Annotated in this window: 5 protein-coding genes and 1 other RNA gene; all 6 read left to right on the top strand. The window is 38.7% G+C overall.

Annotated features, from left to right (window positions below):
* Window positions 1–284: 284 nt before the first annotated feature.
* Complete coding sequence (locus tag J1N10_RS07280; protein ID WP_262326031.1) at window positions 285–9,524, top strand: T9SS type B sorting domain-containing protein; 9,240 nt, start codon at window positions 285–287, stop codon at window positions 9,522–9,524.
* Window positions 9,525–9,549: 25 nt separating this feature from the next.
* Window positions 9,550–10,482 carry a PorP/SprF family type IX secretion system membrane protein gene (locus J1N10_RS07285; RefSeq protein WP_262326032.1) on the top strand — a complete coding sequence of 311 codons (933 nt, stop codon included), beginning with the start codon at window positions 9,550–9,552 and terminating at the stop codon, window positions 10,480–10,482.
* 53 nt (window positions 10,483–10,535) lie between these two features.
* On the top strand, window positions 10,536–12,575 hold the full coding sequence (locus J1N10_RS07290) for an OmpA family protein (RefSeq protein ID WP_262326033.1): 2,040 nt from the start codon (window positions 10,536–10,538) through the stop codon (window positions 12,573–12,575).
* Window positions 12,576–12,612: 37 nt separating this feature from the next.
* Window positions 12,613–13,239: an SPOR domain-containing protein gene (locus J1N10_RS07295; RefSeq protein WP_262326034.1), complete on the top strand. Its 627-nt coding sequence runs from the start codon at window positions 12,613–12,615 to the stop codon at window positions 13,237–13,239.
* Between the two features lie 22 nt (window positions 13,240–13,261).
* Window positions 13,262–13,630: RNase P RNA component class A (gene rnpB, locus J1N10_RS07300), an RNA gene on the top strand.
* Between the two features lie 22 nt (window positions 13,631–13,652).
* Window positions 13,653–14,957, top strand: coding sequence for a YihY/virulence factor BrkB family protein (locus J1N10_RS07305; RefSeq protein WP_262326035.1), 1,305 nt, complete (start codon window positions 13,653–13,655; stop codon window positions 14,955–14,957).
* Window positions 14,958–15,265: the final 308 nt, after the last annotated feature.

Consider the following 15,265-nt stretch of genomic DNA (forward strand, 5'->3'; position numbering starts at 1 on the left):
TTCACGATTAAATATTACGAATTGATATAAAGAAAGCCTGAATGAATGTAACTTCTGCATAGTGGTCTCGTACAAACCTTAATCATGCGCTTGGTTGGTTTTATTGTTAATTAAGCAAGTGGTTTATGAGTGTTAGGCTTGAGGTGTTTGTCAACGTAAAGGGGGTGTTGATAAAAAATTGCAATAAATAGTGTGTGTTGGCCTAATACTTAAGATACGAAATTATATTTTTAATGCTGTGTAGGAGCATTGTGAAGTTGGGGACCAAAATAGACTCAATGTTTATGAGAAGAGTAAGATTTTTAAAGCCTTTATTAGTTGTTGTAGCGTTCGCATTAGCAAGTATTGTAAATGTTGATGCACAATCTATTCCAAGTAGTGAGAAGAAGGCAATGCGGGCCTTTTTCAATGAGCAGTTTTCAGGAAGTGCAAGGCTTAAAGGAGTGAATGGTACAATACCATCACTTGATTCTGAATATTGTTCGGAGGATGGCTATGTTGAATTAGTGCCTCCAACAATTGATCCGCGAACAGAATCTATCGTTTGGACAGTTGTTGCTTACTATGGCGGAACACCGGAACTACATCCGGAGTGGGCGGATTATAGTGGGACAGGGGCTTCAACAGTGCTTCGCTTTTACCCCGGCAGAGTTGATGCGACGTATCACAATACCGTTCGAATCTATTTTGGCTATCAGCAATATGATGATATAGGTAACCCTGTTGGAATTGCCGATAATGACTACACATATGTAAGAACTACTCCGACCGAATTTACTTTTGGTTCGGATGTTTCTATTTGTACTGGGCAAACTGCCACTCTTACACTTAATGGTTCTGAAACGGGCATCGAGTATTTTTTGGTTAAAGATGGAGTGGAAGGAATACCAGTATCTGGAACTGGTAATTCGATGGACTTTTCAGTTACTGCAGCAGGTACCTATAGTATGCGTGCTAAAAATGTTTTAGATAATTCGTGTTCGAAAGATATGGCTGGAAGTGCTGTGGTTACAGTGAATCCTTTGCCATCAGCTTCGGCTGGTAATACTGGTGATGTTTGCCTGGGAAGTGACTTTACTTTAGAGGGTGATCCTGATGATTTAACCAATTATACTTGGTCTAATCCGGATGCTTCCGAAGCGGGAACAACGCAGGATTTAACGTTATCCTCTAACGATTATGGTATAGGTAGTCATACTTTTACCCTTACTGTTGAGGATGAGAATACTTGTGTAAATACAGCAACAACAACGGTAACGGTATTTGAAAATCCTGCTGTAATTGCAAATAATTCAGGACCAATTTGTGTTGGAGGTGATTTAACCGTTTCTTCGACGGTTACTGGAGGTGTAGGTCCTTATACATATGCATGGACACATGTGCCAAGCGGAGCGACTTATAATACTGATGCCTTTACAATTAATAATGTAACACTAGCTGCCGCTGGTGAATACCAATTGATCGTAACTGATGCTAATCTTTGTTCTGCTGTGATGGCATCAACAATTGTGGTTGTTAATGATAACCCAACAGTTACTGTGCCTCTTGGACCGACAACTATTTGTGAAGGAGAACCGTTAACTATTGCAGCAACCGCTGCTGGAGGAAGTGGAACATATACCACATATACTTGGTACCGTGATGGTGCTGAAATTGTAGGACAAACAGGATCGACCTTAACAATTGATCCGGTAGCAATTGGAGATATAGGAGCCTATACGGTTATCGTTACTGATAATAATGGCTGTGTTAGTGCCGAGTCTTTACCTGCAGTTATAATTGTTATACCATTCTTCAAACCAACAGTCACTAATGATAGTCCTGTTTGTGAAGGCGGAGATGTACAGTTGAGTTGTAGTTCCGGACCTTATGTATCTTACTCATGGACAGGTCCAAATGGCTTTACTAGTAATGTGGAAGATCCGTTAATTACAGAGATTACTCTTGCGGACGCAGGAATCTATAGCTTAACGGTTGAAGATATTAATGGGTGTTTTGGTACAGAAACAACCGATGTTATTGTTAATGCAAATCCAACAGTTACTGCCGGTAATACTGGCCCTGTTTGTGATGGCGGTTCTGTAGATATTAGTGCCACTCCAACAGGAGGAACGGCACCATATTCATATAGCTGGCAAAAAGATGGTAATCCTTTAGCCTATGCAACTGATGTATTTACAATCAACCCTGTTACTCTTGCAGATGCAGGTGTTTACAGTGTTGTGGTGACCGATGATAATACATGTTCATCAACAGTGGCTGCGACTACTACATTGGTAGTCAATGAAAACCCAACTGTTACGGTAGCTTATAATGCACCAGTTTGTAATGGAGCAACTTTAACTTTAACTGCTACACCTGCCAATGGAAGCGGAATATACAACTCATATGTATGGACTAAAGGTGGTGTCGTAATTCCTGGTGAAACAGCATCTACTTTAACAATTGATCCTGTCACCCTTGCTGATGGTGGGGATTATGGAGTAACCGTAGTTGATAACCTTGGATGTACAAGCACTGAAGATGTAGTAACCGTTACAATAAATGCCTTACCATCTCCAACAGCATCAAGTAATACTGATGTATGTGCGGGAGATCAAATTGAATTATACGGCGGACCAGGTGGTATGACCACATATACGTGGACCGGACCGAATACTTTTAGTAGTAATTTACAAAATCCAACTATTGCCAATGCGACAACTGCAATGGCAGGAACTTATACATTAGAAGTGTATGACGGAACATGTAGTGCCACTACCACTACTGATGTTGTAGTAAATGAAGTGCAGGCTACCATTAATGTTTCGCCACCAAGTTTCGTGGTTTGTGAGAATGAAGTGCTTACCTTCACAGCCAATGATTTAAATGATAACACAACAGATACATATGAATACGAATTCTTTGTAAACGGCGCAAGTCAGGGAAGAGGTTCAAGTAAAAACTTAGTTTATACAGTAACTGCTTCCTCAACCATTGATGTAGATGTCTATAATATGACAACGGGTTGTTCTGACAGAGCAACAACATCAGTTACAATGAATCCAATTCCTGTTGTGGCTATAACCACACCTGTTCTTGGTGATGAGTTCTGTGAAAATGAATCGATTACTATAACAGCAACTCCTGGTTACGATGAATATGTTTTCTGGTCGGGTCCTGTTGGAAGTGCCACGGAATTGTATCGCGGACCAAATAACACCTATACTCATGCAAGTGGTTTTGCTGTAACAACAGATATTGCAGTTGAAGCATCTTACAGTGCGACTGGATGTTCAGCCTTATCAAATATTTATACTGTTGTTATCAATACACGCCCAAATCCTGGAATAAATGGAAATACTACGGTTTGTTTTGATGCTTTAGAAACGTATACAACTGATTCAGGCTCAGGAGAGTCAAACTGGATTTGGACTGTAACAGGTGGTACTATAATTGGAGCTGACAATGCTGCATCTGTAGATGTGCAGTGGGATGGCATTGCACCTTATTCTATCAATGTTAATTATGATAACTCTGATGGCTGTGCAGCTGAAACTCCAAGTTCGGAAGTAATTACCGTTAATCCGCTACCAGTACCAACCATTAATGGGCCTGCTGTCGCATGTAATAATTCAACACAAACTTATACAACTCCTGATTTAGGGATGACCAACTATAAGTGGTCTGTCGTAGGCGGAACAATTGTAGGTCCAGATAATGGAACAACTGTTGATGTAACCTGGAATGTGTTTGGAGCGCAAAGTGTTAGCTTATCTTATACGGATGGTAATTTGTGTGATGCAGCTGCTGCAACAGTTTACAATGTAACTGTTACAGATTTGCCATCACCAACAATTACAGGTTCGGATGTGGTTTGTACTGAACACACTTATTTATATTCAACTGAACCAGGAGCAAATAATTACGATTGGGATATTGTTGGTGGAACAATAACCACAACAGCCAATCCATATGAAGTTAGTGTTGTTTGGAATACAACAACAGGTGCTGAAGAAATTTCTGTTAACTACGATGTGGCAGGATGTCCGGCAGCTGCTCCAACAGTTCTACCGGTTACTGTTAGTGCAGTCCCTGTAGTTTCTATCGTTGGAAACACAGACCTTTGTTTTGGTGATACGGAAACGTATGCTGCTAATACCCTTGGTCTTGGAAAAGGAAATTATACTTGGGTAATATCAGGAGGTACACTAACAAGCGGTGCTCTTGACGAAGAAACCATTGACATTACATGGGATGGTGTTGCACCTTATACAATCTCGCTTAATTATGTTAATACTAATGGTTGTGATGCTGTTAATTCAACGATTGAAAATATAACTGTAAATGTTGTAACTGCTGGCTTAAGTGCCGATAAGACAACCATTTGTAGTATTGAAGATGTTACCTTTACTGCTACAGGAGGTGTTACATATGAGTTTTATGTAGATGCAGTTTCTGTACAAGGACCAGATCCTTCTGATACTTATGTTGCTTCTGGCTTAACTGATGGTCAGGTTGTTACTGTTAGAGCAATTGGTGCAACAGGTTGTGATGATACGCATGCAGGTATTCCAATTGCTGTAAATACAACACCAACTCCTGTAATTACTTCAGGTCCGGATAATGTGTGTAATGGTGATGCTGGCACATATACAGCAGAAGCTGGTTACGTTAATTATGTGTGGACTGTGACAGGAGGTACTATTACTAGTGATCCGACACTAAGTAGTATTGATGTTCTGTGGGATACAGATGGAGCACAGTCGGTTAAAGTGATTTATGAAAGTACAGCAGGATGTGTTGGTGCTGAATTTACATTGCCAGTAACTGTTAATGCACTTCCTACCGGAACTCCTTTCACTGCTGCTCCAAGTAATAATGTTATAAAAGGAACCGATATTACTTTCACAGCAACAGGTGGAGTAGAGTATGCCTTCTATAAAATTGATGGAGGAGGAGTAAGCACCGAGTTACAAGCGAGAAGTGCAATTGACAATTTAGTAGTGAGTACTGAAGCACCTAGTGCTAATCCTGTATTGGATCATGGTGATATTGTACGAGTATATATATTCAATGCTGCCGGATGTAATGTTTATCAGGAGATTACAGTAGGAATTTATGAAGGAATTACAGGCTTTGATGTTATTGCTTCTGAAGCAGGACATTGTTTTGGGGGTAGTATTGCTTCTATTAGCTTGTCAGGTTTCCAACCAGATATTACTTACGAATTATTCCAGGTAGGTACGCCTGATGTATCACTTGGTAAAGTTTTAGCAGATGCTGGTACCACAACAGTTGAATGGACAAATATTAGTGGAACAAGTCCGGCTGCTGAGTTTTATGTGGTTGCATATTACGACGGTACACCTCCAACACCGCCAATTGAAATGAATAATCGTGTGTTCGTAGAAGAGTACGCTGAACTAAATATTTACAATGTATCACCTACGACTGAACAAAGTTGTGGTGATGTAATTGACGTTACACTTGATGGTTCTGATGCAGGTGTTGATTATGAGTTATTACTAAACGGAAATATTGAGGCAACGCAAACAAGTGCTGGTGGACCTCTTACGTTTGTTGGTGTAACATTGAAAGTTGGCACTTACACAGTTAGGGCTGTAAAAGATAATGGTGGTATTATTTGTATCGCCGATATGAATGGTTCATTCGATGCAACTGGAGATCCAGCTATTAATACAACTTTTACAATTGAAGGAACAAAAGATGGAAAGTATTGTGATGACGGTACTGATGTAGTAACACTTTCGTTATCAGGTTCACAATCAGGATACGACTATGAATTGTATTTTAATAATGCACCAATTGCACCAACTCCTGTAGTTGTAGCAGGTACAGATGCACCAATTACTTTTGGAGACTATACTACAGAAGGAGTTTATTCTGTTATAGTTGTGCACAGTGGTTGTACATATTATATGAGTGGAACTGTAACTGTAGAAAGAGTTAGTTTACCAGCAGCCTTTAATTTATTAGCAGAAGATAATGGTCATTATTGTGCGAATGATGGTGATGGAGTGGAGTTAACACTCGATGTTAGCGAGCCGACTATTTCATATCAGCTACTGTTAGATGGCAATCCTGTTGGAACACCAATTACTGGTGGAACTTTAACATTTGGAAACCACTTAGCTGAAGGAGTTTATACAGTAGAAGCAAGTACAGGTTCACCTTCACTATGTGTTGTTACTTCTAATGCCATTGATGTAACTAAAGATGTGTTGCCAACTAAGTACCCTATTGTCTCTGATGGAGATTTCTGTCAGGGCGAAACAACTTTCCTACATATCGATAACTCAGATACGGATGTTGAGTACTTCTGGTATAATAATGATGATGGAACACAGGGAGTTGCTGTAACTGGTACGGGTGGAAGATTAGATTTTGAATTGGCTGTAGCAGGTAGCTATGATCTTAGAGCAAGAGCTTTATCAGGAGCTAACTGTATTGTTAATATGAACGACACACCTATTACTATAATAGAAAAGCCATTACCTGATAATACAGTAGTCGTTGAAGTGACTGATCCGGGTACAGATTGTACAACAGGTGCTATAGTAACAGTAAGGAGCTCTGAAGTTGGTGTTAACTACACTTTAGTTAAAAGAGTAGGTCCGGATTACTTCCCGGTTGTAGGTAGTGGTTATACAGTTACCGGTGATGGAAGCGATTTAGATTTTGATAGAGTTATAGATGTAGCAGCTACGTATTCAGTATTGGCTGAGCTAAACGGATGCGAACTATACCTAAACGACGTTGTCGTTAATGTTGTGGGGGCTATTGCTCGTCAAACACTGACTTCCACTCTATTAGAAAAATGTAATGGAGATCCTTTTAATCCTGTTTATGGATTAGAAGACTCAGAAGATGGAGTGAGCTATCAGTTAATGCGTATTGATGGTTCCGGTACTGCAACTGCAGTTGGTTCTGCTGTTGCCGGTAGTACAGGTAATCCAATAACATTTGGAGAGTATGGTCAGGAAGGAACGTATTATGTTACGGCTACCTCAGCGGCATGTACTGCAAATATTGAAATGAATAACCGCATAACTTTCACTATTCATGAATTACCAACTGCATTTAGCCTGGTTGGTTCAGGTAAATATTGTGATGATACAGTGGGAGCTCCTATTGAACTGGATGGTTCTGAAGATGGTGTTACCTATCAATTGCAATATCTTGAAAGTGGCGTATTAACCGATATTGGCGCACCAGTAATTGCTGGTTCAACAACAGGAACAATTAAGTTTGGATATTTTACAGAAGGTCCTGGAACATATACTGTTGTAGCTATTTCGCCTAATACCTGTACCTCCAATATGAAAGGTTCAATTACGGTTCAAAAAGTAGCTGGTCCTGCAAATCAAAATATTGTAGGAGAAGCTCCATACGTATATTGTGCAGATGGCACAACTGGTTACAACGTTTCCATTAGTGATCAGGAAGTAGGAACTATTTATGAACTTGTGAAGATTGACGGAACAACTGAAACGACTATTTACACTGTTACAGGTAGTAATGAGGGTACTCCGTTGGAGCTTGGAGAAGTAGCTTTTGGTACTTATGCTGTTTATGCATCCTATCCAACACCTTCAACAGTAACAACAACATGTCGTGTTAAAATGAATGACAGAGATGGGGATGGTGTTGGTGAAGACTTTATAGTTACCTCAGAGCCTGTAGCTCCAGTTATTAGTCCAAATGCCGATACGGGTTATTGTGCAGGTGAAGAAGGAGTAGAGTTCTCTGTATTAGGAACACAATCTGGTGTTGGTTATCAGTTAGTAGATGCTTCAGGTACTACAATAGCATTTGTTGAAGGTACAGATGGCGATGATAAAGTATTCCCAACCAAGGCAACTGCCGGAACATATCATGTAGTAGCTAAAGGTTTAACTTCTGGTTGTGAGATTAGTAGTGCTGATATTGTTATTACTGAGTCTGAAGCACCTGCTGAATTTGATGTAAGTATTGCAGATGCATATGTTTGTTCTTCAGAGCAAGTTGTAATTAACCTCGACGGTAGTGAAACTGGTGTTGAATATCGTGTGGTCGATGAAGATAGTGGTGATATTAAAACAACTGTAAATGGTACAGGAAGTGCATTGACAATATCGTTCACCGAAACTGAATTGGGCGAAATATTCTATACCGTCATTGCTTCAAAAGCAGGATTAACTTGTGAGAAGGAACTAGGAATGGTTAGAGCTGAATTAACACTGGCTCCAACACAACCAGTTGTAGAATCTACAATAGATATGAACTATTGTTGGGATGCTGATGGAATTAAGATTTCGCTTACTGCCGTTGAAGCTGGAGTCGACTATTACATTGTTGAACAAGCAACGGGTAATAGGATTAGCTTCTTATCAGGTGATGCTGGTGTATTAGAGTTCAAAGAATCAGTGTTAGCAGGAACATACTATGTAACTGCCAAATCATTTGATAGTGGTTGTGTTAATAATAGTACTGATTTTACAATTAATGCATATCCTGAAATTCAATTGTTCAATATGCAGGTAGGAGCACCATCGCGAGGATTTGAAACTATTAATGAAGGTGAAATTGGCTATGGTTCTATTAATGCTGATACTATTCGATTAGATAATTCTACTACAGGTGTGGTTTACACATTACTAAAAGATGGTTTAATTATGACCCCAACAGTAGAGCTACCTGGTTCAGGTTCTGAACTTGATTATCGCACTATGAGTGATGGAGGATTATATACTATCAATGCGTCAGAATTTGGTTGTAGTCGAATGATGGCAGGTAGCGTTAAAATTTATGAAAAACCTCTTATTGCTATTGATGATATTCTTCCAGTGCCGTATGGTAAGAGTCAAGCCGATACAAGTGTTTGGAAAAATGATGATAGCGATGCTTCATTAGATATCAATGTAGCAGGTGATACTAAGAATATATTCTTTAGTTTGGTTGATTTGTCGAAGGGTGAGAATTATGATTTATTACCAGAGGCCAATCGTATAACTGAGATGAATACAGATATTGGTAACAATGTTAAAATATATCCTGATGGACGTATTACATTTACGAAGTTACCAACATTCTATGGTCGTGATTCGATTGACTATGTAGTATTCAATACAGATTATCTTGATAGACGGGATACTGCAAGGGTTTACTTCTTTGCTGGTAATTATGACCTTTCAGAAGACGATAATCTATTAATACCAAATGCATTCTCTCCAAATGGAGATGGCTTCAACGATAAGTTTGTGATTTCAGGTCGATTTGAAAGTGAAGTAGCAGAGTCGAAATTAGAGGTGTATAATCGTTGGGGATCGATTATTTATCGTTCAAAAGGTAAGAATTACAACGAAGACTATTGGGATGGAACGTCTAACGCAGGAATGGTGTCGTTAGGCCAGAAATTACCAAGTGGAACATATTTCTATGTATTTAAAATTGACATTATTGTTGATGATACCGATGATGGTATTGAAAATGGAGAGAAAGTGTCCAAAGAGTACACCGGCTTTATTGAGCTAAGAAGATAAAAGATTAAAAGTAAAATCTATACAGATGAAATATCTACTGCCTATATTAATGCTAATGGTTTTGCCATTGTTTACCAATGCTCAGGATCAGGCTCAGTATAACCATTACATAAGTAATCAGGGGGTGTTAAACCCGGCTTATAATGGTACCAGAGATGTCATTAGTGGATTAATAATCAGTCGTAACCAATGGTTAGGTATGAGCGATGCACCTATGAATCAGGCTATCAATGTTCATGGACCTATCGAGGATACTAACCTGGGAGTTGGGGTTGTACTAGAGAATGACCGCTTAGGGTTCTCTAATAACTTCAATTTTATGGCCGCTGGTTCTTATAAGCTGCAAATGGGGCGTAGAAACTTTCTTGCGCTAGGTTTGCAATTAGGAGTAACTTCAAATGTTTATGATGGTACAAAGGCGATAACCCAAGATTATGGTGACCCCGTTTTTGATGGAAAGCAGTCGTTAATTGGTTTTAATTTTGGTATTGGAGCTTATTATTATGCAGAGAACTATTTTGCTGGCTTCTCTATTCCGCGCTTTTTTAGGCCAAATTTCGACGAAGCCAATGAAAACGATGGTAAGTTTAAAAATACTGTCAGCTTCGAAGATATGCACTCGTATTGGTACGGGGGATATATTTTCGACTGGGGTGATGTTAAAGTAAAACCAACAGCTTTAATCCGAACGGTTGTTGGTGCGCCACTAACCTTTGATGTTTCAGCTAATGTGTTGTTAAATGAGCGTATCTGGTTAGGAGCTGGTTATCGCAGTATTTCCGAGATGGTACTTTTAACTGAGTTCATTATTAACCGCCAGTGGACGGTTCGCTATTCCTTTGATTATTCACTGTCTAAGCTGGGGAAATATGGAACATATGGTTCACACGAAATTGGCTTACAGTTTGATTTCTCTTTTAACAAGAGAGCAGGAATGCGCTCAATTCGATACTTCTAAAGAGTATCAGCGATTGGATTTAAAAAAGAATTTTGGATTAAATATTTTAACCGATGAAACCTAATTCTCGAATAACACTTCTTCTTTTAATGCTACTGTCATTTACTTCGGCATTTACGCAGCGTAATGAGCTGAAGAAGGCACAGGAGTTTTTAGCCAATGAAGAGTATTTCAGAGCATTGGAATATTACGACTTGGCCAAAGAGAAGGGTGCACAATTTAATACGCAAGTAAAGCTTGAAATTGCACGCTGCCATTATGGTCTTAAGGATATTCAAAGCGCTTTTGATACATATATCGAATTGCAAGATGCGCTTGAAGGTATTGATATCGTCAATTATGCCTCGTGTTGGCATATGCAAGGTGGTTTTGATGTGGCTATAGAATGGTACGAAAAGGCCAAAAAAGTTGAAGGTGTTAATCCCATTGACATGAATAAGCTAATTGAAGCATGTAGGTGGGCAGAAAAGAATGGTAGATTGGATACAACTGTAGTTGTAAACCCTGAAACGATGTTAGTAGGCGACGTTTCTTTCGGTATTCAATACTATAAAAATGGGGTTGTTTATTCGGCAGAGAAAGAAAAAAGTAAAGAAGTAGACCGTTCAGGAAAAGGGATTCTTAACCTGGCTTATTTGAGGATTGAAAATGGTGAATTACAAGAGGGGAGTCAATCGTTTTCGAAAAACCTAGAGTCGGATTCTCACGTCGGTGCAACTGCTTTTACAAGTGACAATAGTAGGATATATTACACAAAGCCTGTACGTATAAAGGGTGGTGATAGTCGTTTAAAAATATTTACAGCTGAATACGATGGTGAGGACTGGGTGAATGAGCGTGTTTTATCCATCAGTTCAGATGGATATAATGTTGCACATCCAGCTGTGTCTAATGATAATAAATACTTGTATTATACATCAACACAACGAGGTGGATATGGAGGCAAGGATTTGTGGTATGCAGAAATTAAACCATCTGGTGATGTAGGTAAAGGTCAAAATGTAGGACCAGAAATAAATACTTTTGGAGATGAAGAGTGGCCTTATATTACAAAAGATGGAAGTTTAGTATTTGCTTCTGATGGTCACGTTGGTTTTGGGGGGCTAGATATCTTTAAAGCAGAAAGGACAGCCAATGGTTTTGGAAATGTCAGCAACATGCGTCGACCTATCAACAGTGGAATGGATGATTTTGGTTATGTAATTAACCCAGCAGATAACTCAAGAGGTTATTTATCATCAAACCGTTTAGGTTCCGGTAGAGAGGATGCTATTTTTACAATTGCTCCACCTTTGGTACAGGAAGAAGAAACAGATGCACCTCCAATTTTTGGTTTAGATGAAGTGCCAGTTGTTGATATGCAAGCTGAAGTGCCGGCTGACACAACACCAGTAGTAGTGCCAGAGCCTATACCGGTTGTGGATTTGTCAATGTTCCCGGCTAGCTTACAAACTAAGATTACTTCTACGTACAATGGGAGTATAATTCCTGGTGTATTGGTAGAAATACGTGATGCTAATGATGGAACCTTAATCGCTTCAGGTGTTACCGGAGATGATGGAAGGGTATCAATAGCAATACCTGATGAATATAAGAAGGAGGAGCAAGAGTTCGAAATTAAATTCTCTAAAGGTGGTGAATTTAATTCTAAACGAATGATTGTGAATATAATGGAAGTAGATGATATCAATAATAATGGATTAAGTTTAACACCAATCTTTAACGATGATGTTCTTGATGATATTGGTATGATGATAATTCCTTATGAAGGAAATGAAATAACAAAAGAAGGCTTAGCTGTTTTAGATGAATTGGCAACTTACCTATTGCAAAACCCTAATATTGTAGTGAAATTGAATGGTCACACAGAAGCAAAAGGGAATAGGTATAATAACTTAAACGTATCTCAAAGTATAGCTGAAAAAGCTGAGCAAATAATGATTTCGAAAGGAATTAATGATGATCAGATGATACCTCGTGGTTATGGTGAACGCTATTTAAAGAATAAATGTAAGCGTGGTGTATACTGCTCTGACAGTGAGCATCTGATTAATCGTCGAATTGAGGTTGTTGTTTGGCGAATACTGGATTAATTTAATGAACTAGTGAAATCGTAATAACGTGTCAATAATGAAACTAAAATATCTAATTCTATATGCTTTCATGTTTGTGCTAAGTATAGGCGCTAAAGCAGATAAACTGGAAGCCTTGCGTACAAATAAAAAGATAATCAGGATGAGTGAAGCACAAGCACCGTATTACGCCATTCAGATTATTGCCTTACGCTTACCTCCTCAGGCTCCTGAGTTTTTTAAAAACATTGATGTAGCTCGTGAATATTCATGTGATGATGGGTACTTAAGATTTTGTGTTGGTGAGTATAACTCGTATGCCGAAGCAAAATCTGCACTGGAAGGCGTAATAACTAAAGGTTATGATCAAGCTTTTGTGGTGAATACAAGAAAATATGCCATAAATGAACATGCGGCTGGTGTTAATGTCTCTTCTAAAAAGATTGACCCAAATAAAGTTTATACAGTCCAATTGAGTGCTTTCCGGTTCCCGGTTTATTTATCACACTTTAAAAACATAGATGATGTGATGGAATTTAGGATGAAGGATAAGATTTTTCGCTATACGACTGGTCAATTTAAAGGCGATGTAGCCGAAGCTGAACTTCAACGCATTAAAGCACTTGGGTATAAAGATGCTCATTTAGTAGAGTTAGATAAGTACCTACCGTTTAAGATTGAGTAAAATTTATTGTAGCTTTGCATTAATAGCAAGTCGGTCTATCGCTGCAACCAGTGGGTTGGAGAGGAAAGTCTGGGCAATATAGAGCACCGTACTTCTGAATAGGAAGAAGCTCGTGAGGGTTTAGTAGCGTAGCAGAAAATAACCGCCTTCGGGTAAGGGTGAAAAGGTGAGGTAAGAGCTCACCAATGGGGTAGGTAACTATCCTAGTTGTACGCCTTACGGATTGCAAGACCATGTATATCATAATTCCGCAAGGAGCAAGGCTGCTCGCTTTGTTTCGTTAGATGTTATGAGGGGTAGGTCGCTAAAAGCAACGGGTGACTGTTGCTTTAGATAAATGATAGACACTCCTTATGGAGGACAGGACCCGGCTTATAGACTTGCTATTTTTTTCTTTTGCACTTAACACATTGATGATGATAAAGGATCTTTACGAAAAAGTTAAGTATTATCTTCACGAGGATCTATGGCGAGTAAGAGCGGATAAGACGACACGCAGACAATTCTTCTTAATACGTATTTTACGCATTATTTACATTGCCATAAAAGGCTTCATTCAGGACAGCTGCCCTCAAAAGGCATCTGCCTTGTCTTTTTATTCCATGCTTTCTATTGTACCAATAACAGCTTTGGCTTTTGCTATTGCTAAAGGATTTGGAGTTAATGATAAACTGGAATTATTAATGGAAACCCGTCTTGAAGGGCAGGAGGAAATATGGCATAAAGTTGCTGAGTTTGGACTTAATTATCTTGAAAAGACCCGCGGAGGCGAGTTGGCCGGTGTAGGATTAGGTGTTTTGTTATGGTCAGTTATTCAAATATTCAGTAATGTTGAAATTTCTTTTAATGATATTTGGAAAGTAAAACATCCGCGTGGATTGTTGCGTAAATTTAGTGATTTTATCTCATTGAGTTTTGTAGGTATATTATTCTTGACTTCAATGAGTGGTATGATAATGTTTGTTACGAAGCAGTTAGAAAGCTGGGGGTTTCATTACGGATTATTTGTTCCAATTAGCTCATTTTTAATCTTGTGGATTATTTTCACTCTTCTGGTGTCAATTATGCCCAATGCTGGTGTGAAAACCAAATCCGCACTATTTGGAGCATTTGTAACGGCCATTATGTTTCAGATATTGCAGCATTCATTCATTGAAATTATGCACCGTGTAACCAGTTACAATCTGGTTTATGGTGGTTTTGCAGCCTTACCATTGTTTATTCTTTGGATGCAAACGAGCTGGCTGATTGTATTATTTGGAGCTGAACTCACCTTTGCACATCAGAATGCCCATAGTTTTGAGTTCGAATCTGATATTAAAAACATATCCCATTCATACCGCCGTTTGCTTTTGATACTTATTACAGAGCGTATTGTTAAACGTTTCGATAATGAGGAAGAGCCGTACGATAATCAAGAGCTTTCATTAGAGTTAAAGTTACCGGTTCGATTGGTGAATGAATTACTCAATCAATTGATTGAATGTAAAATTATCTCTGAGATATATTACCAGGGTGCAGAAGATACCTTTTATCAACCCGCATCGTCAATAAGCAAGCTTACTGTTTTGAAAGTGATTAATCTTGTGGATCACTATGGAACCACCGATTTTCATTACGAAAGTTCAGAACACTTTGATAAGATGAAGGATGTGCTGGAACAAATGAACCGACGCTTGGATAGTAGTCGTACCAATAAATTACTAAAGGATTTATAAAAAAAGAACCGCATCAACCGGGATTATTTAAACTCCTGAAAACAGGATTTGAGTGCATGTAATTATCGATAATCCTCCGTACTACAAGTAGTAACCACAAGGGCGAGGCCCGCTCTTTAAAAACATAGCGTCACTCGGTGTTCTTTTAGTGTTGAGTTTAACAATCTAAATACGACTGATGCGGAATATTTTTGTTTCAATGAACGTACTACAAATATAGCTTTTAAAGTTGCTGTATCCAAGAAAATACAAGGGTTTTAGAGGTTTTTAATCAGAAAGCTTTGATTAATAAAAAATTAAAATGTGTA

Source organism: Carboxylicivirga litoralis, assembly GCF_025499605.1.
In the GTDB taxonomy this organism is placed as follows: domain Bacteria; phylum Bacteroidota; class Bacteroidia; order Bacteroidales; family Marinilabiliaceae; genus Carboxylicivirga; species Carboxylicivirga litoralis.